Raw genomic sequence first — 23,241 nt, 5'->3', positions numbered from 1 at the left:
TCGCAGGCCGCGGCGCCTTCATACATCGTTAGCGATTGTGAACAGCGACGCCTCATTTTTGCAACGCTGCGGCCGCGCGCGCGTGTGCGGTGAGAAAATATCAACCTTAAAAATTAGGGTTAAGCGGCGCTTAAGCATTTAGTGCCATCGTCCGCCCGTGAGTTTTCAGAACGTGAGGCTTCCGTATTTTGCCTCACCGGCCAAAAGGACGAAGCCAATGCGTAGCGTTAAGTCTTTCCTTGCCGCGGGTGCGGCAACTTTGATCTCGTCGATGGCATTCGCCGCCGACATGCCGATCGCAGCGCCGCCCCCCATGTACGCGCCGCCGGCTCCGCCCGCCGACTTCGGAGGCTGGTATCTGCGCGGCGATATCGGCTTCAGCAACCAGCGCGTTGACCGGGTGCTCGACACCAACGCCGCCGCCTACAACAACGTGAACGTTGCACAGACTGGCAGCTTCAGCAGTGGCGGCATCTTCGACCTCGGCGCTGGCTATCGCTTCAACAGCTGGTTCCGCGCCGACATCACCGGCCAGTATCGCGGCAAGACGACCTTCACGGGCCTCGACGTCGTGACCGGCACAGGCCCGGCCGCCGGTTTCGTCGGCACCAACAGCTACACCGCAACCAAGTCGGAACTGCTCTTCCTTGCCAACGCCTACGTCGATCTCGGCACCTGGTGGTGCATCACTCCGTTCATCGGCGCGGGCGTCGGCACGGCGCGCGTCACGGTCGGCGACTTCACCGACTCCGGTGACAGCATGAGCGGCGGCATTCAGAGCCGCAGCCTGAACTATGCCGGCGCTGCCTCGAAGTGGAACTTCGCCTGGGCTGCGCATGCCGGTCTTGCCTACAAGGTCAATCCGAGCCTCACCCTCGAACTGGCCTACAGCTACGTCGACATGGGCAGCGGCATCACTGGTGCCAGCTACTCGTTCGACGGCGTAACCAACACGACGCACGCGCCGTTCCAGTTCAAGGACATCACCTCGCACGACGTGAAGCTCGGCGTGCGCTGGAATCTCGACAGCCCGCCGATCTACGCGCCGCCGCCGCTGGTCACCAAGGGCTGATCGCAGCCCCCATCGGTTAAGACGTCTTAACGGCGCGGGATCATCCCGCGCCGTTTTGCTTTGCGCAAAATTCATGGCCAGATCGTGCCGAAATCGCGCAACGCAACCATTGGTTAAGGTTAACGGGCCATGATCATCCGCGACAAGTTCGAGTTCGATGGAGCGTTGCGATGCGTAGGCTTTTGTGGGCAGCGGCGATGTGGAGCGTGGTGTCCGCCGCGCAGGCCGCCGATATGCCGGATCTCCCGATCCTGCGCGGCAGCTTGAGCGATGGCCTCAGCCGGTCGAGCGTCAACTGGCAGGGCTTCTATGTCGGCGGCCAGGGCGGCTACGGCTCGTCGGACGAGAATTTCAGCGGGTCGAACTCCACCCTGCTCGCTGCGCTGCTTGACCACAACGTCATCCAGGAGATGGATGTCGCCAACTGGAATCTCGGGCTCGGCAAGCACTCGAGCCGCTCCGGCGGCTACGGCGTCTTCTTCGGATACAATGGGCAGTGGGAAGACGTTGTTCTGGGTCTTGAGGTCAGCTACCTGCACGGCTCGTTCGGCGGCTCGTCCAGCGCGTTCAAGGAGCTCGTCAGCGGCAGCGCGCTCTCCGACGGCAACTTCCACGATGTCGCCGTGACGTCGTCCGCCTCGATCTCGATCAAGGACATGGCGACGTTCCGCGGCCGCGCCGCCTATGCCTGGGGGTGCTTCCTGCCCTACATGTTCGGCGGCTTCGCGCTCGGCAATGCCGACATCACGCGCTCGGTCACCGTCAATGACGCGATCGCCTCGGCACAGACGGGGCCCTTCACCGCACTCACGCCGCTGAGCGCGACGGACGCCATGCACAACCACCTGATCTACGGCTACACGGGCGGCCTTGGTGTTGACGTGAACCTCACGGGCGGTCTCTTCATGCGCGCCGAGTGGGAATATATCCGCTTCACCAGCCAGGTCGACACCAGCATCAACACCGTCCGCGCCGGTCTCGGCTACAAGTTCTGAGCACTGCGCTTAACGCCGGTTGACAGGACCGCGCCGCCCTGATGCTTTTGTCGCAGCGATGGGAGCAGCGGCGATGAAGATCTACGGCGATATGAACTCCGGCAATTGCCTGAAGGTGAAGTGGGTCTGCGACAGGCTCAAGCTGCCGTATCAGTGGGTCGAGATCGATACGCGCAAGGGCGAGACACGCACGCCGCAATTCCTGAGGATGAACGGCGCTGGCCAGGTGCCGACCATCGCGTTCGACGACGGCCGCACGCTGGCGCAGTCCAATGCGATCATCCGCTATCTCGCCCGCGACAGCGACCTCGTTCCGCGCGATGTCTTTGCTGCCGCCAAGATGGACGAATGGCTGTTCTGGGAGCAGTACAGCCACGAGCCTTATGTCGCGGTGTGCCGTTTCCAGATGGTCTATCTCGGCAAGGACGTCTCCGAGCTCGACCCGGAGAAGGTCAAGCGCGGCTATGCGGCGCTTGACCGCATGGAGCAGCATCTCGCCACCAGCCGCTGCTTCGTCGGCGAGGCCACCTCGCTCGCCGACGTCTCGCTGCTGGCTTATACCCGCCTCGCCCATGAAGGCGGTTTTGATCTCGGCCGCCATGTTGCCATCAGCCGGTGGATTGCGGAGACCGAGAACTATCTTGGTCTTCCGCCGGCGCGCTGAGCTCGGAGCCCGTCATGACCGCCGATATCATCTCGATCCGCCGCGCCCGCCGCGAGGACGTGGCCGCGATCGTCGCGATGCTCGCCGACGATCATCTCGGCCGCGCACGCGAGCGCCTGGAGGAGCCGCTGCCGGAGTCCTATTTGGGGGCGTTCGATGCGGTCGACAAAAATCCCGGTCTGACGCTCGTCGTCGCGGTGGACGGTACGGGCAGGGTGGTCGGCTGCCTGCAACTCGCCATCCTGCCGGGCCTGAGCTCGCAGGGCGGTTCGCGTGGTCTCCTGGAAGACGTGCGCGTCGCCTCTGACTGCCGCAGCCGCGGCATCGGTGAGCAGCTCGTGCAATGGGCCGTGGCCGAAGCTCGCGCGAAGGGCTGCAATCTGGTCGAGTTGCTGACGCATCAGAGCCGCACCGATGCGCAACGCTTCTACAAGCGGCTCGGATTCACAGCGAGCCATGTCGGCATGACTGTCCGCTTTTGACGCACATTCAGCGCGGCCGTTGCATCGTCTGCAAAATCCGCCTGCGCATCCGTTTCGGTTAAGGGCTGATAAACTAACGGACGTTCGTTCATGTTCGTTGGGGAACGATCGGTGCTAGGTTGCGTCAGACACCGGGCTCGGTCGGTTCGGGGATTTCGATGACAAGCTATTCATTCATCAAGGTCGGCAACGATTACGTTGTGCAGGCCGACGACAAACGCATTTTGAAGGTCGCCAGCCGTCGCCGAGCTGCGCAATTGATCAGCGAGGCGACGGGCCTGTTGAATGCCGCCGCCGCTGTGGACGCTCCCGAGAAGACGGCGGAAACGGCATCACTCCACCGTGAGACGCCTAAACTTCCTTGACGATTCTGCCCGTTTCCCGTATTAGCCGCCGCGGGACACCTCCCCCCAACGGGAGGCTTACTATCTGGAAGGGTAGATCATGACTGCAGCGAAGCCCGCTTCGCGGCCCCTCGTGCCGCATTTCTCCTCCGGCCCCTGTGCCAAGCGCCCCGGCTGGACCGCCCAAAATCTCAAAGACGCAGCTCTCGGCCGTTCGCATCGCGCGAAGATCGGCAAGACCAAGCTCAAGCTCGCGATCGATCTGACGCGCGAAGTGCTTGAGGTGCCGGCCGATTATCGCATCGGCATCGTTCCGGCGTCCGATACCGGCGCGGTCGAGATGGCGCTGTGGTCGCTACTTGGTGCACGGCCCGTCACCACGCTCGCGTGGGAATCCTTCGGCGAAGGCTGGGTCAGCGATATCGTCAAGGAATTGAAGCTCAAGGACGTCACCAAGCTCAACGCGGCTTACGGTGAAATCCCGGATCTTTCGAAGGTCGATCAGAACAGCGACGTCGTCTTCACCTGGAACGGCACCACCTCCGGTGTGCGCGTGCCGAACGCCGACTGGATCAGCGCGACCCGCGAAGGCCTGACCATCTGCGACGCCACCTCGGCCGCGTTCGCGCAGCCGCTGGATTGGCCCAAGCTCGACGTCGTCACCTTCTCCTGGCAGAAGGCGCTCGGCGGCGAGGCCGCGCACGGCATGCTGATCCTCTCGCCCCGCGCGGTGGAACGTCTCGAGACCTACAAGCCGGCCTGGCCGTTGCCGAAGATTTTCCGCATGACCAAGGGCGGCAAGATCAACGAAGGCATTTTCGTCGGCGAGACCATCAACACGCCGTCGATGCTCTGCGTCGAGGACTATCTCGATGCGCTGAACTGGGCGAAGTCGATCGGCGGCCTGAAGGCGCTGATCGCGCGTGCCGACGCCAACACCAAGGTGCTGGCCGACTGGAAGGCGAAGACGCCCTGGATCGATTTCCTGGCGAAGGATGCGGCGATCCGTTCCAACACGTCGGTGTGCCTGAAGTTCACCGATCCCGCGATCACCTCGCTTTCGGCGGACGCGCAGGCCGACTTCAGCAAGAAGCTGGTTGCTCTCGTCGAGAAGGAAGGCGCAGGCTTCGACTTCGCGTATTACCGCGACGCGCCCGCGGGTCTGCGGATCTGGTGCGGCGCCACGGTGGAAGCGAAGGACGTCGAGCTCCTGACGGAGTGGATCGACTGGGCCTTTGCCGAGACCAAGGCCGCGCTGCCCAAGGCAGCGTAAGCATCTCAACCCGATCATCGTCATGGCCGGATTTGATCCGGCCATCCATCGCTCAAGAGAGATGGTCCCGCGGGTGAGCCCGCGGGCGACACTCCGTAAATGCAGCTCGCACCACGGATCATGCCCATGACCAAACCGAAAGTTCTCATTTCCGACGCGCTCTCGCCCGCCGCCGTGCAGATCTTCAAGGACCGCGGCGTCGAGGTCGACTTCCAGCCCAACCTCGGCAAGGACAAGGACAAGCTGGCCGAGATCATCGGCAATTATGACGGCCTTGCGATCCGTTCGGCGACCAAGGCGACCGCCAAGATCATCGAGAAGGCGACCAACCTGAAGGTGATCGGCCGCGCCGGCATCGGCGTCGACAACGTCGAGATCCCGGCGGCCACCGCCAAGGGCATCATCGTGATGAACACGCCGTTCGGCAATTCCATCACGACCGCCGAGCACGCCGTCACCCTGATGCTGGCACTGGCGCGCGAAATTCCGCAGGCCGACGCCTCCACCCAGTCCGGCAAGTGGGAGAAGAACCGCTTCATGGGCGTCGAGATCACCGGCAAGGTGCTAGGGGTGATCGGCTGCGGTAATATCGGCTCGATCGTCTGCGACCGTGCGCTTGGCCTGCGCATGAAGGTCGTCGCCTTCGATCCCTTCCTGTCGCCGGAGCGCGCCAAGGATATCGGCGTCGAGAAGGTCGATCTCGATGACCTGTTCAAGCGCGCCGATTTCATCACCCTGCATACCCCGCTCACCGAGAAGACCAAGAACATCATCGACGCGGCCGCGATCGCCAAGATGAAGATGGGCGTGCGCCTGATCAACTGCGCCCGCGGCGGTCTGGTCGACGAGCAGGCGGTGGTGGATGCGCTGAACGCCAAGCACATTGCGGGTGCTGCCTTCGACGTCTTCATCGAGGAGCCCGCGACCTCGAACGTGCTGTTCGGACATCCCAACGTGATCTGCACGCCGCATCTCGGCGCCTCCACCACCGAGGCGCAGGAGAACGTCGCGCTTCAGGTCGCCGAGCAGATGTCGGACTATCTGTTGTCCGGCGCGATCTCCAACGCCATCAACTTCCCCTCGATCACCGCCGAAGAAGCGCCGAAGCTGAAGCCGTTCATCGCGCTCGCCGAGAAGCTCGGCTCCTTCGCCGGCCAACTCACCGAGACCGGCATCTCGAAGATCACGATCACCTATGAGGGCCATGTTGCCGAGATGAAGATCAAGGCGCTGACCTCCGCCGTGCTGTCCGGCCTGTTGCGGCCGATGCTGGGTGATGTCAACGTGGTGTCCGCGCCTGTCGTCGCCAAGGAGCGCGGCATGGTGGTGGATGAAGTGACCCGCGCCGCGCAGAGCGACTATGAAAGCCTCATCACAGTGACGGTCGCGACGGAGCGCCAGGAGCGCTCGGTCTCCGGCACCGTCTATCACGACGGCAAGCCGCGGCTGGTCGACATCAAGGGCATCCGCGTCGATGCCGAGTTCGGCAAGTCGATGATCTACGTCACCAACGAGGACAAGCCGGGCTTCATCGGCAAGTTCGCAAGCCTCCTGGGCGATGCCAAGATCAACATCGCAACCTTCCATCTCGGCCGTGTCGAGCAGGGCGGCGATGCCATAGCGCTCGTCGAGGTCGACGGTGCGGTGCCGGCGGAGCTGCTCGCCAAGGTGCAGGCGCTGCCACAGGTCAAGCAGGCGAAGGCGCTGACGTTCTGAGCCGACACGCGCTGGCTCTGTTCACCTCTCCCGGAGGGAGAGGTCGGATTTCGAGCGTCGCAAGAAATCCGGGTGAGGGCTTCAGGTCTATCGATGGACCGTAACCCCTCACCCGGCGCTACGCGCCGACCTCTCCCAAGGGAGAGGTGACTTCCGCTGCCGCAGCGTCAGCGGTCGAACCCGTAGACTTGGCCGGATTGTCGACCAGGATCGCGTCGCGGGTCTTTTGAGTGCCAGCCCACACCCCGAGCAGGTCGAACAGCTCGGCGTCGTCGGGCTTGTGCTTCTCGGTGACGTGGGGCCAATCGCTGCCCCAGACCAGCCGCTCGGGCGCCTGCTTTACGAACGCCTGCGCTATCCGCGTCGCGTCGGCATAGGGCGGGCCTTGCTCGGTGTTGAGATAGGCGCCGGCGAGTTTCACCCAGGCGTTGCCTTTTCCAACGAGATCCACGATGACGCGGAAAGCCGGATGCTCCGGTCCCTGCTTCGGCGGCAGCCGTCCCATGTGATCGAACACGATCGGGCAGGGCAGGCGGCCGAGCATTGCCGACGTCTCGACGATCTGATCGCCGGACATGTGAAGCTGCACATGCCAGCCGAGATCGGCGATGCGTTTGGCCAGCGGCTCGATCATGTCGATCGTGGTCACCGTGTCGCTCGGATTCCACACGCTGAAACGGAGCCCGCGGATGCCGCCGGCATCGAGTCGCTTCAGCTCCGCGTCGCTCGTGTCGGGATGACAGACGCCGACGCCGCGTCCGTTCTTGCCGAGCCGGCTGAGCGCATCGAGGATGCAGGCGTGATCGGTGCGGTGATATTTCGGCTGCACCGGAACCGCGCGCGTCGTACCGATGCGGCGCTGGTGCAGCAGGTAGTCGTCGAAGGTCGAGCCTGTGGGCCTAGCGGTTTCCGGCGTCGGAAAGCGTGGATCGATGATGTGGAAATGCGCGTCGCAGGCGTTCGCCGGCGCTCTCGTTTTCGGGGCCTCGGTGCCCGACGAATTGGGGATCGCGTCAGCGCTCGCCGAATACGACTGAGCAAGCCCCGCGACTGTCACAACACTCGCTGCGACGAAAGTCCTTCGCGTGATCCGGTGCAGCATCAGAGATCTCCTGTCACAGGCTGGATTGGCGTTTGGCCGGCGCGGCCCTGGTCGGTGCCTCGCAAACCACGTTGGCCTCGCACAGCGACGCGTAGCCGGCGTCGTCGATGCCGATTTCGCTGAGCAGATCGCGGTTGTGCTGGCCGAGTGCCGGCGCGGGGGTCCGGATTGCGCCTGGCGTCTGCGACAGCCGCGGCACCACATGGTGCATCGGGAGTTGCCCCATTTCCGGGTCCGGATAGTCGGCGATCAACTCGCGGTCGATGACGTGCGGATCGGCCATGATCTGCGGGGTCTCGTAGATCGGGCCGATCGTGACCTCGGCCCGTTCGAAGAAGGTGACGTTGTCGGCCTGCGTTCGCGCGCCGATGAAGTCACCGATGATGGCGTCCAGTTCGTCGGCATGTCGCAGACGGTCTGCGTTGGTGCGGAAGCGCGGGTCGTCGACCAGATCGGGGCGGTCGATCGCGCGGAACAGCCGCTCGGCCATCTTCTGGATCGAGCCGGACAGGCTGACATAATGTCCGTCGCTGCAACGATAGGCGTTGCGCGGCGCCGAATTGGTGGAGCGGCTGCCGGTGCGTGGCTTGACCTTGCCGGTGAGGCGGTAGTTCGCGGCTTGCGGGCTGAGGATCGCGAACAGCGGATCGAGTAGCGGCAGGTCGACGATTTGGCCGCGGCCGCCCTTCATTTCGACCTCGCGCAGCGCGATCATCGCCGCCGAAGCGCCATAGATGCCGGCGACGCCGTCGGCGAGATACATTGGCGGTAACACCGGCTCGCGATCGGCAAAGCCGTTGATCGCGGCGAATCCCGAGACGCCTTCGATCACGGTGCCGAAGCCGGGCCGCTGCGCGTAGGGACCGTCCTGACCCCAGCCGGAAATCCGGATAATGACCAGCGATGGATTGAGCGCCAGCAACGCTTCGGGCGACAATCCCATTTTCTCCAGCACGCCGGGCCGGAAGCTCTCGATGAAGATCTGCGTCGAGGGCACCAGCTTCCGGATGATGTCGATCGCACGCGGATCGCGCAACGACAGGCACAGGCTCTTCTTGTTGCGCGAATAGACCTTCCAGTGGGTCTCGATGCCCTCGGTCTTCCAGGCACGCAAGGTGTCGCCCTCCGGCGGCTCGACCTTGATCACTTCGGCGCCGAAATCGCCGAGGATCTGAGTCAGCACGTTGCCGGCGAACAGGCGCGACAAGTCGAGGATACGGATCCCGTCCAGCGTGCCGCTGCGGTTCGGCTCGTAGTCGCGGGCGTGCAATTGGCTCATCTGGCAATCACGGTTGCTATTGTGTCGGCCAACGCCACGATGGCACGGGCGCGTTCGACGAACGGCTTGTCGATCATGTGTCCCTCGACCAGATAGGCGCCGACGCCGCGTGCATCGGCCTCGCTCGCGGCGGCCACCACCTTGTGCGCCCATGCGATCTCGGCCGCATCGGGCATAAAGGTCGCGTTGGCGATCGCGATCTGGCTCGGATGGATGCAGCTCTTGCCGGCGAAGCCATGCGCCTTCGCCATCAGGCATTCGGTGCGGTAACCGTCGGTGTCCTTCACCGCGGCAAAGGCGCCGTCATAGGCGTCGATGCCGGCCTCGGCAGCAGCGAGCCGCACCGCGAGGCGGATATGGGCGAGCGCGTCGCGGTCGGACCTGACGATGCCGCAAGGCTCGAGCAGATCGGCATAGCCGATCTGCAGCCCCATGACGCGCGGATGCGACGTCGCGAGGTCAGCGGCCTTGCGCAGGCCCCTGGGGGTCTCGATGTTGAGCAGCACGCCGACCTGCCGCGAAGGCTTCTGTAGCCTTTCGATCTTCGCAACCGCCTCGATCACCGCATCGACGTCCTCGGCCATCGGCAGGTTGATGATATCGATCGTCGCCCCCGACAATGCGTCGATGTCGGCGTTGAATTCGACCGTGCCGAACGCATTCACCCGGACCAGAATGGCCTTGTTGGTATCCGGCTTTTCACGCAGGAACTTGGCGAGCGCAGCGCGCGCCTGCGGTTTCTGGTTCTGTGCGACGGCGTCCTCGAGATCGAACGACAACGCGTCGGCGGCGGAGTTCAAGGCCTTATCGAACAGTTCGGGTCGCGAGGCCGGGACGAACAGCTTGCTTCGCATCAACATGTTGGCCCCTCCGCTCAGATGATCTTGAAATGGGCCATCGCGACGATCGCGAGTGTCACGGTGATGGCGCCGCCGATCCGGGTCGCGACCTGGGCGAACGGCATCAACTCCATCCGCTCGGCTGCGGTCAGGATCATGACGTCGCCGGTGCCGCCGAGGCCGCTGTGGCAGGCGTTCACGATCGCGGTCTCGATCGGATACATCTTGAGCAGGCGACCGGCGTAAAATCCTGTGGCCGTCAGCGTCACGACGGTGGCGATGATGGTGACGAGGTTGGCGGGGTGGAACGCTTCCACCAGTTCGTGCCACGGCGTCAGCGCCACCGCGGTGGAGAACAGCAGCGGATAGGTCACCGCGGTGACGAAGAAGCGGAATACGACACGCGCGCCTTCCTCCAGCGAGGCCGGCACCGCCTTGAGCAGCTTGACCAGCACCACGAGGAACAGCATGGCGACGGGCGCCGGCAGGCCGATCAGGCTGTGGATCAGCGTGCCGAACACATAGATGGCGATGCCGGTAATGCCGCCGGCCGCAACGGTTGCGACATCGATGCTGGTGATGCTGGAATGCGCGCGATCGTGCGTCGCATCGGCGGTGTTGTTGCCGCCCGGCTGTAGCTGGCCGTTGCCGGTAAGGTCCGGGCGTCGCTTGCCGAACGAATTCAGCGCGCCGCAGCAGATGATGGCGACCAGATTACCGAAGAACACCAGCGGCAGGATCTGGCCGAGCATGGCACCCTGGTTGAGGCCGAGTGCCTCCGCATAGCCGACCGAAAGCGGGATCGCTCCCTCGCCGACACCGCCTGCCATCACGGGCACCACGACGTAGAGGATCGAGCGCCAGAAGCCGATCCCGCACAGCCATCCAACCGTGCCGCCGACCGCGAGCGAGAGGATCGAGCCGCTGACCAGTGGAATGAAGATCTTGACAAAACCCTGGATCAGCACGCGCCGGTCCATGCTCAGGATCGAGCCGACCACGACGGCGGTGATGAAGAGATAGATGAAGTTGGTCGACTTGGTGAAGGTGGTGACCTGCTGCACCAGTGGCGCCGGCAACAGTTGATGCGCGACCAGGAACGACGGCAGGAAGATCGTCACCAGCGAGGAGCCGCCGATCACGTTCAGGACCGGGATTCGCCGCCCGATCTCGGCGCAGGTGAAGCCACCGGCGACCAGGACCGCGATCATCACCGTGACCTCGCCGGAAATCTTGCCCTTGAAGGAGAATGCCGCGATCAGGCCGAGCAGCAGCAGATAGACCGGCAGCGGGATGATGCCGATCCGGATCTCCATGGCGCGTTGCAGCAGATTGGAGGCGGATGTCCCGGCTGGTGCCGCGCGGTCCGTTGCCGGATGCATCGGACCTGCCGCCGCATTGGTCGTCATTGTTCCCTCCTGAAATCTTGTTTGCCGCGGCCGGTTACGCGCCCGTCCGTCGCAACGATCTTGCGGAAGGCGCCTCGTTGCGTAAAATGCATTAATCGCAATTTTTCATGAGTGATTTGCATGAAAATCCCGATCGACGGCGTGCAGGCCTTCGTCCATGTCGCCGAGCTCGGCAGCTTCAACCGCGCGGCGGAGCATCTTTTCATTACCCAGACCGCGCTGACGCGCCGCATCCAGCGGCTGGAGACTTTTGTGGGGCTGCGACTGCTCGACCGCACCACGCGCTCGACCGCGCTGAGCCCGATGGGCAAGGACTTCCTGCCGCTGGCTCGCCGTATCGTCGACGACCTCGTCCACGGCCTCGACCGGTTGCGCACGACATCGCGGCTTGGCGTCGGCGACGTCACGCTGGCGACATTGCAGTCGGTCGCGTTCCGTCAACTGCCGCTGGCCTTGCGCAGCTACGCCAAAAAATATCCGCACAACCGCGTGCAGCTGCTGGAGCGGTCCGGCGCGCTGGTCACCGGTGCTGTACGCGAAGGTCAAGCCGATTTCGGCATCCACATCCAGCAGGAGGCCAATCCGGATCTTGCCGAGGAGATGCTGGTGCGCGATCCCTTCGTCCTGGTTTGCAGCCGCACGCACCCGGCGGCGAAGCTGAGGCGGGTCGGTTGGTCAAATCTGGCGGGTATCGACCTGATCACGCTCGGTGGCGCCAGCGGCAACCGCCGCATCGTCGAGACCCAGCTCGTCAATGCGGGCTTGGAAGCGCGCGGCCGTTTCGTGGTCGAGAGCACGCCGAGCGCGATTGCGCTGGCGCGGGAGAACGTCGGGGCGGCGATCCTCCCGGCGGCGATGAACGCGACCGCGGTCGCGACCGGCCTGGTCGAGGTGCCGCTGGTCGATCCGGTCCTGTATCGCACGATTGCCCTGGTGCGGCGGCGCAACGAGACGCTGTCGCCGGCCGCCAGCGCGCTCTACGGGATGATCAAGACCCGGCTGTCGAGAGGCAAGCGATGATATCAGGCCGTTCCGCTGGCCGGAAAATCGGACGGAAACTATTTCTGTTGCCTTGGCGGGATATCTGTACGAATAGCGTTTGAAGCGCCACAATCCGGCGATCCGAAAGGGAGAAAACAATGCGTGAAGCCGTCATCGTTTCCTATGCGCGCACGGGTCTCGCAAAATCCGGCCGCGGCGGGTTCAACATCACCCCGCCGATGTCTCTCGCGGCCCACGCCATCCATCACGCGGTCGATCGCGCCGGTGTCGAGAAGGACTATGTCGAGGATTGTTATCTCGGCAATTGTGCCCATGGCGCGCCGAATATCGGCCGTCAGTCCGCGCTTCTCGCCGGCCTGCCGAAGACGACCGCCGGCGTCTCGGTGAACCGCTTCTGCTCCTCGGGGCTGCAGACCATCGCGATGGCCGCCAACTCGATCCGCTCCGACGGGGCCGATTGCATCGTTGCCGGCGGTGTCGAGAGCATCTCGATTCCCGGCGGTGGCTCGCCGAAGGAGTCGGTCGACCCCGAGCTTCTGAAAGTCGCGCCCGACATCTTCATGGCGATGATCGACACCGCCGACATCGTCGCCGAGCGCTACAAGCTCAGCCGCGAATACCAGGACGAGTTCTCGCTGGAATCGCAGCGCCGCATGGCGGCCGCCCAGCAGGCAAACAAGTTCAAGGACGAGATCGTCCCGATGAAGACCAGGATGAAGGTGGTCGACAAGCAGACCAAGGCCGAGTCGATCGTCGACTACGTCGTCGATCGCGACGAGTGCAACCGGCCGGAAACGACAATGGAAGGTCTCGCCAAGCTCGAGCCCGTGAAGGGGCCGGGCAAGTTCGTCACCGCCGGCAACGCCAGCCAGCTCTCCGACGGCGCCGCGGCTGTCGTGCTGATGGAAGCCAAGGACGCGGAGAAGCGTGGGCTTCAGCCGCTGGGCCGCTTCGTTGCGTGGGCGACCGCCGGCTGCGAGCCGGACGAGATGGGCATCGGCCCGGTCTTCGCGATCCCGAAGCTGTTGAAGCGTACCGGCCTGAAGATCGATGACATCGATCTCTGGGAGCTCAACGAAGCCTTTGCCAGCCAGTGCCTGTATTGCCGCGACAAGCTCGGCATCGACCCCGCCAAGTACAACGTCAACGGCGGCTCGATCGCGATCGGCCATCCCTTCGGCATGACCGGCGCGCGTCTTACCGGTCACCTCTTGCAGGAAGGTCACCGCCGCAAGGCGAAGTGGGGCGTGGTGACGATGTGCATCGGCGGTGGCCAGGGCGGCGCCGGCCTGTTCGAGATCTATTAGCTGAGGCGAGCGCCTACTGAGCGAACGACGAAAGCACGGCGCGTCGAGCGCCGTGCTTTTTTCTTTGCGGTGTACGCATCGCGCTTCTCTTCCTCTCTCCCCTTGTGGGAGAGGGTGGATCGCCGCGTAGCGGCGAGACGGGTGAGGGGTCTCTATCCGCGCGCGAGCTACTTGCGTTTGAATTCGCGGATGCAACCCCTCATCCGGCGACATAGCCGATGCAAAGCATCGGCGTCTCTTAAGAACGGCCGCCGGAGGCGGCCTACGCCACCTTCTCCCGCAAGGGGAGAAGGAAGAAGAGCTCGTGCTGATCGATTTAGAATCTCGCCGTTTGTGTGCGGTGACCGGCAACATCGGTCCGCGGCATCGCCGGCCGCACGCCCTTGCGCCAGTCGGTAATGCTGCAGCCGAAGCGGCGGCGGAACCAGCGCGCCATGGCGCTTTGCGCGGAAAAGCCGAGCTGCTCGGCGATCGCCGAGAGCGGCCGGCCGGACTCTTCGATCAGCTGGGTGACGAGCTCGGCGCGCTGTGCGTCGAGTATCTCGGAAAAAGTGGTGCCGCATTCGGCAAGGTGGCGATGGATGGTGCGGCGGGTGCAGGCCAGATGCTCGGCCACGCGCTCGACCGTGCATTCGCCGCTCGAGAGCAACGAGCGCACGACTTCGTCGACCTTCTCGTCCCAGCTCGCAGGTCGTGTATCAAGCGCCTCGATACGCTTGCGCAGATAGCTCGCGACCAGCGGATGCGCGCTCGGGATCCGGCGCTCCATGTCGTGGGCTGACAGCAGAAGCGCGTCGGTCGCGGCATTGAAGGTCACCGGGCAGCCGAAGAACTCGCGATAGCGCTTGCGGTCGCGGGGCGGCGGATAGTGAAGATGGACCTCCAGCGGCCGCCAGTCGCCGCCGAACAGCGACTGGATGATGCGGTGGACGCTGCCGAGCGCCATGTCGATGGACTGACGCGGCGCACGCGGACGCCGTCCGCGTAGATGCATCGTGATGGTCACGATCTTCTTGTCGCGCGTGACGTCGAGCCGCATGCCGTCGTGATGGACATGGATGAAGCGCGACAGCGCCTCGATCGCATCACCAATGGTGGCCTGCTCGCGAACGATCAGTCCGACCGGCCCGAGATTGGTCAGTCCGCCGAGCTCGGCGAGGCGCAAGCCGAAATCTTCGGCACCGGAAGCTTCTGCAGATGCTTCGAGCAGGCGGCGAAGACCGGCAACGGCGATGCGAACGTCGGGCTTTTCAAGGCAGGCCAGCGGAATCTTGACCTTGCGCATCATCTGCTTCGGGTCGAGCCCGACCGACCGGGCGACCTCCGGATAGTAGGTCAGGCCTGCGCTGCGAATGAGATCGGTCATGCGAACCGTTCCTGCCAGCCATTCACGCAGATGTCCCGAAATGTAAAATTTCTGTCCCGATCCGTCAAATCCCGGAACCGGGTTGAACATACATATCGAAAACCGAAGCACCGGCGCAGATGCCGGTTCATGACGGCCGGCAGGGCGAAGGGGCCCAGGCGCCGTCCCGGTCCTTTTGACCAAGACATTGCTGAGCAGGATGATGCCGGGAAACACGCTTTCCAAGGGTGAGGTATTCGTCATCGATACTGACGCGTCCTCCCGCGAACAACTTTCTATGGCGCTCGAGCAGACGGCCTATGAGGTCATCTGCTTTGCCGATGGTGCGTCTCTCTTGTCGGAGGCGAGGGTGCGCATGCCGGCCTGTGTCCTGCTCGAGGTGCAGGAGCCGGATCAATCCGGCCTCGACGTGCTGAAGCGGCTGCGCGAAGAAAATTGCATGGCGCCGATCCTGATGACGTCGGCCAATGGCAGTATCGCCATGGCGGTCGATGCCATCAAGCGCGGCGCGTTCGATTTCATCGAGAAGCCGTTCCGGAGCCATGAGATTGTCGGCCGCATCGATGCCGCCATCGACGAGTTCGCGCATTCCGATCCGAACCGGCAGCGCTGGCTCGCCGGTTGGGAGCCACTCACAGGGCGCGAATGCGAGGTGCTGGAGCACCTCGCGGCCGGCTACACCAATAAAGAGATCGCTCGCGTGATGCGCCTGAGTGCGCGGACGGTTGAGGGCTACCGTGCAAGCATCCTGAGAAAGGCCGGCGCGAAGAACGTCACGGATATGCTTCGCCGCATCTACGGCCAAGGGTGAACCAAGGCTGAACCAAGGCCGAAGCGTCGGCGCGGCCAGATGACGCGTTCCGTGGCCACGGCTCTGCCGTGGCGCGGCCGTATGGAAACCCCAATCGAACCGGTTCCTTTCCTGCCGCGTCTCACCACGATGGTGAGACTTTTTTCGCCGCGTCCGGCTGGGGATACGGCGACATTGGCAGGAGAGAAATTCATGCGAACGATCGCGAAGAGTCTGGCGACGACGAGCCTGGTCCTGGTCACGGCGGCGATTGCGCTGCCGTCATGGGCGGCCGATCTGGATGCGACGTCGGCCATCGACGCCGTCACGGTCTATCCGGATGGTGCGAGCGTCACTCGCGTCATCACGCTGGACCTGCCGCCGGGCGACTCGACGCTGGTCGCAAAGGATTTTCCGCTCGGCCTCGACACGTCCTCCTTGCGGGTTGAGGGCGAGGCAGGTGCAAAGCTCACCATCGGCACCATCGACGCGCGGCCGCCGCGCCAAGCGGCTCTGGTCAATCTGCCGGAACTCGACAAGCGCATCGAGGCCTTGAAGGACCAGCGCTCGGATTTGCAGGGCGCGGCCGATGCGGCCAGTGCCCGGCGCAAGTTTGCCGAGCGCTTTGCCGAGGCCTCTCCCGCCAGCATCGGCGAGAAGGGCGAGGCGCGGCCGATGACCGAATGGCGCGCGGCCTTCTCCGCGGTTGCCGAGGAGATCGCGACCGCCGACACCGCGATCCGCGATGCCATGCGAAAGCAGCGCGAGATCGATCGCCAGATCGCTCAGCTCGAAGCCGATCGCGCGGCCAAGCCGCCGAGCAAGCTGGAGGTGCGGGTCGAAATTGCATCTGCTGCCGTGACGAAAGCGACGCTGAGGGTGACCTACAATGTGCGCAATGCACGCTGGGCGCCGCTCTACGACGCCCGCCTCGACACCGGCGCCAGGGACCACAAGCCGCAGCTCGAACTGGTGCGCCGCGCGGAAATCACCCAGTCGACCGGCGAGGACTGGTCGAATGTCAGCCTCGGCGTCTCCACCGTTCGTGTCAGCCGCGGCGGCAGTGCGCCGGAGCTGAATTCGCTGGTCGTCCGCTATCCGCAGCTTCCGAAGCCGCTGGCATTGGGAGGGCGTTCCGACGTGGACATACCTGAGCCGGACATGACGCGGCAGGCACAGTCGCCGGCGAGGGCGAAGGAAATGAAGCCCCTGGTGCCGCGCGATCAGGCGGTTGAGCAGCAGGCCAATGCCGAGATCGGCGATTTCCAGGCGGTCTATCAGATCGCAGGCCGCGTCAGCCTCGGCGCTAATGAAGGCGCCAAGAGCCTGCTGATCTCCACCATGACGGTCACGCCGGACCTCGCGATCCGTGCGGCGCCGGTGGTGGATCCGACCGCCTATCTCGAGGCCTCGTTCAAGCTCTCCGACGACACCAACCTTTTGCCCGGCAAGGTCGCGATCTTCCGCGACGGCGTATTCGTCGGCCGCAGCAAGTTCTCGACCGCCGCGCGGACCGAGGCGATCCGCCTCGGCTTCGGCGCCGACGACAAGATCAAGATCGAGCGTTCGGTGATCCGGCAGAACGAAGGCACGGCGGGCGTGATCTCGTCGTCAAAGACTGATACGCGTTCGTTCCGGACCGCCGTGCGCAATGGTCATGACTTCCCGATCCGGATCGCGATCGAGGATCAGCTCCCGGTCAGCGAGAGCGAGGACATCGCGGTCGAGATGCTGCCCACGACCACGCCGCCCACGTCGACCAATCTGCGCGACAAGCGCGGCGTGCTGGAATGGGCGTTCGACGCCAAGCCCGGCGAAGTCAAGGAGATCAAGTTCGGCTGGCGCGTGCGCTGGCCGAAGGACAAGGGCATCGTCATGGCGCCGGCGGGCTGATCGCCGCTCCGGCAACGGCTGCGCGCATCGATTGCGGCAGCAGATAGGGGACGCCGTCGTCACCGCGATGAACGACGGCGTCGATCTCGAAAATATCCCGGATCGTCTGGGGCGTGACGACCTCGCCGCGACCGCCATCGGCCGCGAGCCGGCCATTGCGCAGCACGACAAGCCGGTCGGCAAAGCGGATGGCGAGGTTGAGGTCGTGCAGGATCGCGATCACGGCGGTGCCGCCGGCGGCGCGGCGGCGCGCCGATTCGACCAGATCGATCTGATGGCGCAAATCGAGACTGGAGGTCGGCTCGTCCAGCAGCAGAAGCCCGGGGCCATGCGTGGCCTCGCCGCAGGCGAGCTGGACCAGCACGCGAGCGAAATGGGCGCGCTGCTGCTCGCCGCCCGACAGCGTCGGCAGCTGCCGATTGCGAAAGTCGTACAGTCCGACCTCATGCAACGCGGCATCCACGAGCACGTCCGCCCCGCGCCCGCCGCGATCGTCTGCGCCCATCCGCACGATCTCCTCGACGGTGAACGGGAAGGTCACGTTGACGTGTTGCGACAGCATGGCGCGATGCGCGGCCAGTTCGCGCGGTGTGTAGAAATGAACGTTCCGCCGTTTCAGCAACACCTCGCCCAGGCTCGGGCGAAGATCGCCGGACAATAGCCGCAGCAGGGTCGATTTGCCGGCGCCGTTCGGGCCGATGATGGCGATCATCTCGCCTTCGGTGACCCGGAGGTTGACCGCCTCGAGCAGCGTGGCGCGGCCGGCACGCCTCGTCAGGCCCCGTGCCTCGATCACGGCGCTCACAGCGTCGCAAGCCCGCGCTGACGAAGCAGGATCGCGAGGAACACGGGAGCTCCGACCGCAGCGGTCAGGATGCCGATCGGCATTTCAGCCGGTGCCACGATGGTGCGGGCGAGCGTGTCGGCGCCGAGCATCAGGATCGCTCCGAGTAGCACAGAGGCCGGCAACAGCGAGCGGTGCGCCGGTCCGATCACGAGCCGCAGCGCGTGCGGGACGACGATGCCGACGAAACCGATGACGCCGCAGACCGAGACCGCAACACCGGTCATGGCGGAGATCAGAACGATCGACGTCCGCTTCAACCGCTCGACATCGACGCCGCCGTGAAAGGCTTCCGCCTCGCCGAGCGCGAGGACATCGAGACCTCGGGCAATGAAGGCACAGGCCGAGAGCCCGAGCAGCAGCACGGGCACGAGCATGGCGTTCTTGGCCCAGGTCACGCCGCTCATCGAGCCCAGCATCCAGAACGTGATGTCGCGGAGCTGGCGGTCATCGGCGATAAACACCAGGAGGCCGATGCCGGCATTGGTGATGGCGGTGATGGCGACACCGGCGAGCAGAAAGACTGCGATCGAGGTCTTGCCCGAGCGGCTGCTGATACCGTAGAGGGCTGCCGTCGTCAGGAGTGAGCCGCCGAACGCCGCAAGCGGCAACAGTTCGGTTTGCAGGGCGCGCATGGTCTCGCCGAGGTGTGAGTCCGTGAAGACGATGGCTGCCGCAGCCGCCAGTGCGCCGCCGCTGGAGACACCGACCAGCGCCGGGTCGGCCAGCGGATTGCGAAACAGTCCCTGCATGATCGCGCCCGCGGCCGCGAGGAGGCCGCCGATCATCGCCGCCGCTGCAATTCGCGGGATGCGGATCGACCACAGCACGAGCTGATCGCGCGTAAGGAGCGGACCGGTCGCGCCATCGCCCCAGACGCCAAGGGCCGCAGCAAGGCGGTGCAGCGGAATGCCGGCCGCGCCGACGGTGAGGGAGGCAATGGCTGAAGCGAGAAGGGTAAGGAGGAGCGCGGCCATGGTGAACGCCGCAACATTCTGCCTCGGCCGCGCGCGGTCGCCTGCCTTCACCTCGAACGCCATGCTCATTGCCGGCAATCGGCCGTCAACACGGCCGGCGCCCCCGCCTGCGCGGCCAGCTCCGGATAGAGCCTGATCGAGAGATCGCGCGCCGCTGCCGCCGTGCGCGGCCCGAAGCCGAGCAGGTAAAGTCCTTCCATCGCGATGAAGGCCTTGTTGGCGGCGACGGGCGTCAGGGCGAAGCCGGGATGGGCATAGACCGCCTCGGCCTGGAGCGTCTCCCTGCCGCGCTCGATCGACAGCACGACTTCCGGCCTGGCCGCGACGATCGCCTCGTCGCTGATGATCTTGTAGCCCTCATAGTCGTCGACGGCGTTGGCGGCGCCGGCCAGTCTGATGATCTCGTCGGCCGCGGTCTTCTGGCCGGCGACCATCGCCCGCCCGTTCTGGAGCGACATCACGAACATCACACGGACCGGCTTCGTCACCTTGCCACGCAGCTCGCGGAGCTGCGCGAGATCGGCGGCAACTGCGCCGCTCAGGCATGTGGCCCGCGCATCGACGCCCATGGCGTGGCCGACCAGGGCGATCTTGTCGAGCAGGCCCTGCTCGGAAAAGATCTCAGGCACCAGGACCATCGGCACTTTCGCGGTATCGAGGATATCAAGCGTTTCGCGCGGACCGGATCCCTGGACGGCCAGGATCAGCGTGGGATTCAGTCCCAGGACGCCCTCGGCGGAGATCTGGCGCATGTAGCCGACGTTGCGTTTGTCGTGCAGCGCCGCTGCCGGATAGAGGCTCGTCGTGTCGACGCCGACCAGCCTGTTCTCGAGCCCGAGCGCGTAGAGGATCTCGGTGATGGCGCCGCCGATCGAGACGGTGCGGGCGGGATCGTCGACCGCGACATCACGGTTGCGGGCGTCGTGCACTGTAATGCCAGCGGCATGCGAGGCCGCGCCGAGCGCAATGGCGCTTGTGATGAGCAGATGCGCGAGCGTGCGACAATATGTCATTGTCAGTTACTTCGTCAGGATCAGCTTGTTTTGTGAGGTCAGCCGCAGGCGGTAGCGGTCATCGCCATGGGTGATGATGATTTCGCGCTCAGTCGCGAACAGTGCGCGGCTGTCGATTCGGTTGCCCTGCATGATCAAACTTCTCGCTGCCACGGAAGGGTTTCCCGCGTGTGCCGCGGGCGTGCTGCTGTCGTCTCCGGAAGCTTGCGACATTGTATTGCTAAGGTGCTTTCGAAATTCGGATGTCGGATGCTTGTATAGGTCGCGGGATGCGCATTCCAACGGCTGCGATTTACAATCGATATAAACTGTAACCGTGCATTCTTGACCTGATATGGCACGGGACGTAACCAATCGAGACGCGATGCAGGCCGACGGCCTGCGCGCCAAAGCATAGCCAGCCAGTCGCTCGCCTCGCGCGGCGCACGCCAGCCAGAACGAACACAGAGATGATTGGGCTGGGGCTTTTATGGCTGACGGAGCTAGGTATTCGCGCGCGCTGATTCTGGGTGCGTCGGTTGTTTCAATGGCGGCGGCATTGCCGGGGAGCGGTCTCGCACAGACTGCCGACCAGCAGAGCGCACGTGCCACGTCCACGCCGAAGCAGGCCAAGCGCAAGCCATCCAAGCCGCAAGCGGATCAGCAGGTGGCCGCGCGTGCAATGGACGCACATGCGCAGGCAAGCACGACCAGCGTTCAATCGCTCGATACGATCACGGTTGCCGCGTCGAAGACCGAGGAGCGCGCCATCGACGCGCTGGCGCCGGTCAGCGTTGTCACGCTGGAGAAGATCCAGGGGCTTCAGCCGAACCGGTTGTCCGATATCTTCTACAACGTTCCAGGCGTATCGTTCCAGGAGCGCGGCGACGATCCCTCGACCGTTATCAACGTCCGCGGCTTGCAGGATTTCGGCCGCGTCGCCGTGGTCGTCGACGGCGCGCGGCAGAACTACCAGCGCACCGGGCATAACGCCAACGGCTCCTTCTTCCTCGACCCCGAGCTGGTCGGCGGCGTCGACGTGGTGCGCGGCCCGACCGCCAACATCTACGGCTCGGGCGCGATCGGCGGCGTGGTGTCGTTCCGCACCAAGGACATCGAGGATGTGTTGCGCCCCGGCGAGCGCTGGGGTGTCGACATGAGCGGCTCCTATGGCACCAACAAGGATCGCGGCCTCGGCTCGGTGTTCGGCGGCGTGCGTGCCACGCCTGACGTCGATGTGTTCGGGGGCGCAGTGTATCGCACGCAGGGCAACTACAAGGACGGCTCGGGCACCGAGATCGGCAACACCGGCAACCAGATCACGAGTGGCCTGATGAAGCTCACGGTGCGGCCGGCCGCCGGGCATGAGGTCAAGTTCGGCGCCATTTTCCAGGACGACCAGTACAATATCGGCCAGTTCAATCGCGGTCCGGTGCTCACCGCCGCGCAGCGCGCGCTCTATCAGGGTTCGTCGGTCTATGCCTCCGACGCCAAGAACTACACCGGCACGATCACCTGGAATTATTCGCGTCCCGACGACCGCCTGTTCGACTGGCATATGTCGGTCTACGGCAATCGCACCGACAACGACCAGACCAAGACCTATCACTATTCCACAGGCGGCACGGCCTTTTGCGGCGCCGGTGTCTACGGCAACAACATCTCCGGCTGCGTCGGCGACAAGCGCGGCTATGTGCTTGATACGATCGGCATCGATGCCAACAACACCACGCGCTTCGACGTTGGCGACTGGCGCAATGCGCTGACCTGGGGTCTCGATGCGTTCCAGGACGACGTCGGGACGACCGACAGTCGCGGCAACTCCAACATCACGACACCGAGCGGCATCCGCAACGTGTCGGGCGGTTTCCTCCAGTTGAAGCAGAACTACGGGACCTGGTTCGAGGCCGTCAGCGCGCTGCGCTACGATCATTACGACCTGCACTCGGGCAGCACGGATGCCGGCGGCGATCGCGTTTCGCCGAAGATTACCCTCGGCGTCACCCCGGTTGCAGGCTTCACGCCCTATGTCAGCTATGCCGAAGGCTATCGCGCGCCGTCGATCACCGAGACGGTGATCTCGGGCGCGCATGCGACCGGAGGCGGACCCGCGTTCTTCACCTGTCCGGATGGCTCGATCGGTCTGTTCTGCTTCCTGCCCAATCCGAACTTGCGGCCGGAGATCGGCAAGAACAAGGAGGCGGGTGTCAATCTCAAATATGACGGCATCTTCTCGGCCGTCGACTCCTTCCGCGGCAAGTTCAACGTCTTCCGCAACGACGTCGACGGCTACATCGACCTCGTTGCCTCGACGCGGGTTGCGACACCGTACGGATCCTACAGCCAGTACTACCAGTACCAGAACATCGCCCACGCCCGGATCGAGGGTTTTGAGGCGGAGACGATGTACGATGCAGGCGCCTGGTTCGTCGGGGTCTCGGGTCACCTGATACGCGGCAAGAACACCGCGACCAATATCGGGCTTGCCACCATCACCCCGCGCAAGGTCGTGACCACGGCCGGCGTTCGCCTGCTGGACCGCGCGCTGACGATCTCGGCGCAATGGGCCTCGTTCGGCGCCAACAACGATGTCCCAGCCGGCTACCTGCCGTCGACGGGTTACGAGCTGGTGAATCTCTACCTGACCTATCAGGCGACCAAGGACATCACCTTCACCGCTTCGATCGACAACCTGCTCAATCAATACTACCGGCCCTACGCCATTCCCGGCAGCTCGACCGACGGCACGACGCAGAACGACGTGCTGTTCTCCAGCCCCGGCCCCGGTGCGGTCTACAAGGCCGGCCTGAAGATCCACCTCGGGGGCGCGTAGCCGGCCACGGCATGCATCACCCCAATCTCCGCCGGGCCGCGTTGATGCTCCAGCGCGGCTCT

21 protein-coding genes are annotated in these 23,241 nt (G+C 64.5%); 12 read left to right on the top strand and 9 right to left on the bottom strand.

Annotation, left to right across the window (positions count from 1 at the left end):
- Positions 1–217 precede the first annotated feature (217 nt).
- The 7 genes from NLM33_RS21000 to serA all read left to right on the top strand — a co-directional run bounded on the left by NLM33_RS21000 (position 218) and on the right by serA (position 6,546).
- A complete protein-coding gene (locus NLM33_RS21000) occupies positions 218–1,072 on the top strand; it encodes an outer membrane protein (protein WP_254098264.1) in 855 nt (284 codons plus the stop codon).
- 170 nt (positions 1,073–1,242) lie between these two features.
- Positions 1,243–2,067, top strand: coding sequence for an outer membrane protein (locus tag NLM33_RS20995; RefSeq protein WP_254098262.1), 825 nt, complete (start codon positions 1,243–1,245; stop codon positions 2,065–2,067).
- Positions 2,068–2,140: 73 nt separating this feature from the next.
- Positions 2,141–2,731, top strand: a complete 591-nt coding sequence (locus NLM33_RS20990) for a glutathione S-transferase family protein (protein ID WP_254098260.1) — start codon at positions 2,141–2,143, stop codon at positions 2,729–2,731.
- A gap of 14 nt (positions 2,732–2,745) precedes the next feature.
- Positions 2,746–3,213, top strand: a complete 468-nt coding sequence (locus NLM33_RS20985) for a GNAT family N-acetyltransferase (RefSeq protein ID WP_254098258.1) — start codon at positions 2,746–2,748, stop codon at positions 3,211–3,213.
- Positions 3,214–3,371: 158 nt separating this feature from the next.
- On the top strand, positions 3,372–3,578 hold the full coding sequence (locus NLM33_RS20980; protein ID WP_254098256.1) for a hypothetical protein: 207 nt from the start codon (positions 3,372–3,374) through the stop codon (positions 3,576–3,578).
- Positions 3,579–3,657: 79 nt separating this feature from the next.
- On the top strand, positions 3,658–4,830 hold the full coding sequence (locus NLM33_RS20975) for a phosphoserine transaminase (protein WP_254098255.1): 1,173 nt from the start codon (positions 3,658–3,660) through the stop codon (positions 4,828–4,830).
- Between the two features lie 126 nt (positions 4,831–4,956).
- Complete coding sequence (serA, locus tag NLM33_RS20970; protein WP_254098254.1) at positions 4,957–6,546, top strand: phosphoglycerate dehydrogenase; 1,590 nt, start codon at positions 4,957–4,959, stop codon at positions 6,544–6,546.
- Between the two features lie 118 nt (positions 6,547–6,664).
- On the opposite strand, the gene NLM33_RS20965 is transcribed toward serA, so the two are convergent.
- The 4 genes from NLM33_RS20965 to NLM33_RS20950 are packed head-to-tail and all read right to left on the bottom strand — an operon-like array spanning position 6,665 to position 11,175.
- On the bottom strand, positions 6,665–7,648 hold the full coding sequence (locus tag NLM33_RS20965) for an amidohydrolase (RefSeq protein WP_254098253.1): 984 nt from the start codon (positions 7,646–7,648) through the stop codon (positions 6,665–6,667).
- A 13-nt stretch (positions 7,649–7,661) separates the two neighbouring features.
- On the bottom strand, positions 7,662–8,927 hold the full coding sequence (locus NLM33_RS20960; RefSeq protein WP_254098252.1) for a CaiB/BaiF CoA-transferase family protein: 1,266 nt from the start codon (positions 8,925–8,927) through the stop codon (positions 7,662–7,664).
- Entirely contained in the window at positions 8,924–9,787 is an 864-nt protein-coding gene (locus NLM33_RS20955; protein WP_254098251.1) for a CoA ester lyase, read from the bottom strand. Before NLM33_RS20955 ends, NLM33_RS20960 begins: the two co-directional genes overlap by 4 nt.
- A gap of 14 nt (positions 9,788–9,801) precedes the next feature.
- On the bottom strand, positions 9,802–11,175 hold the full coding sequence (locus NLM33_RS20950) for a 2-hydroxycarboxylate transporter family protein (protein ID WP_254098250.1): 1,374 nt from the start codon (positions 11,173–11,175) through the stop codon (positions 9,802–9,804).
- A 120-nt stretch (positions 11,176–11,295) separates the two neighbouring features.
- Between NLM33_RS20950 and NLM33_RS20945 the strand changes: the two genes are divergently transcribed.
- Positions 11,296–12,195 (top strand): LysR family transcriptional regulator, encoded by a 900-nt coding sequence (locus NLM33_RS20945; protein WP_254098248.1) that lies wholly within the window; start codon positions 11,296–11,298, stop codon positions 12,193–12,195.
- A 119-nt stretch (positions 12,196–12,314) separates the two neighbouring features.
- Complete coding sequence (locus NLM33_RS20940; protein ID WP_254098246.1) at positions 12,315–13,484, top strand: acetyl-CoA C-acyltransferase; 1,170 nt, start codon at positions 12,315–12,317, stop codon at positions 13,482–13,484.
- Positions 13,485–13,800: 316 nt separating this feature from the next.
- On the opposite strand, the gene NLM33_RS20935 is transcribed toward NLM33_RS20940, so the two are convergent.
- Positions 13,801–14,850, bottom strand: coding sequence for an AraC family transcriptional regulator (locus NLM33_RS20935; RefSeq protein ID WP_254098244.1), 1,050 nt, complete (start codon positions 14,848–14,850; stop codon positions 13,801–13,803).
- A gap of 202 nt (positions 14,851–15,052) precedes the next feature.
- On the opposite strand from NLM33_RS20935, the gene NLM33_RS20930 reads away from it, so the two are divergent.
- Positions 15,053–15,661 (top strand): response regulator transcription factor, encoded by a 609-nt coding sequence (locus NLM33_RS20930; RefSeq protein WP_254098242.1) that lies wholly within the window; start codon positions 15,053–15,055, stop codon positions 15,659–15,661.
- 192 nt (positions 15,662–15,853) lie between these two features.
- Positions 15,854–17,533 carry a mucoidy inhibitor MuiA family protein gene (locus tag NLM33_RS20925; RefSeq protein WP_254098240.1) on the top strand — a complete coding sequence of 560 codons (1,680 nt, stop codon included), beginning with the start codon at positions 15,854–15,856 and terminating at the stop codon, positions 17,531–17,533.
- Here NLM33_RS20925 and NLM33_RS20920 read toward each other — a convergent pair.
- From NLM33_RS20920 to hemP, 4 genes are read right to left on the bottom strand one after another with little or no spacing between them, the layout of a single operon-like run.
- Positions 17,514–18,338, bottom strand: coding sequence for a heme ABC transporter ATP-binding protein (locus NLM33_RS20920; RefSeq protein WP_254098238.1), 825 nt, complete (start codon positions 18,336–18,338; stop codon positions 17,514–17,516). The genes NLM33_RS20925 and NLM33_RS20920 overlap by 20 nt on opposite strands.
- The gene (locus tag NLM33_RS20915) at positions 18,335–19,423 is read right to left on the bottom strand and encodes a FecCD family ABC transporter permease (protein ID WP_371929975.1); all 1,089 of its coding nucleotides are present in this window, start codon (positions 19,421–19,423) and stop codon (positions 18,335–18,337) included. The genes NLM33_RS20920 and NLM33_RS20915 overlap by 4 nt, the downstream gene beginning before the upstream one ends.
- Positions 19,420–20,367 carry a hemin ABC transporter substrate-binding protein gene (locus tag NLM33_RS20910; protein ID WP_254098236.1) on the bottom strand — a complete coding sequence of 316 codons (948 nt, stop codon included), beginning with the start codon at positions 20,365–20,367 and terminating at the stop codon, positions 19,420–19,422. Before NLM33_RS20910 ends, NLM33_RS20915 begins: the two co-directional genes overlap by 4 nt.
- Before the next feature lie 6 nt (positions 20,368–20,373).
- Positions 20,374–20,580: a hemin uptake protein HemP gene (gene hemP, locus NLM33_RS20905; RefSeq protein ID WP_254098234.1), complete on the bottom strand. Its 207-nt coding sequence runs from the start codon at positions 20,578–20,580 to the stop codon at positions 20,374–20,376.
- A 256-nt stretch (positions 20,581–20,836) separates the two neighbouring features.
- Here hemP and NLM33_RS20900 point away from each other — a divergent pair, with 256 nt between their 5' ends.
- Positions 20,837–23,179, top strand: a complete 2,343-nt coding sequence (locus tag NLM33_RS20900; protein ID WP_254098232.1) for a TonB-dependent hemoglobin/transferrin/lactoferrin family receptor — start codon at positions 20,837–20,839, stop codon at positions 23,177–23,179.
- Positions 23,180–23,241 lie beyond the last annotated feature (62 nt).

The organism is Bradyrhizobium sp. CCGUVB1N3 (assembly GCF_024199925.1).
In the GTDB taxonomy this organism is placed as follows: Bacteria; Pseudomonadota; Alphaproteobacteria; order Rhizobiales; family Xanthobacteraceae; genus Bradyrhizobium.
Note: the sequence above shows the minus strand (reverse complement) of the source record. Positions and strands in the feature narration are given on the sequence as shown.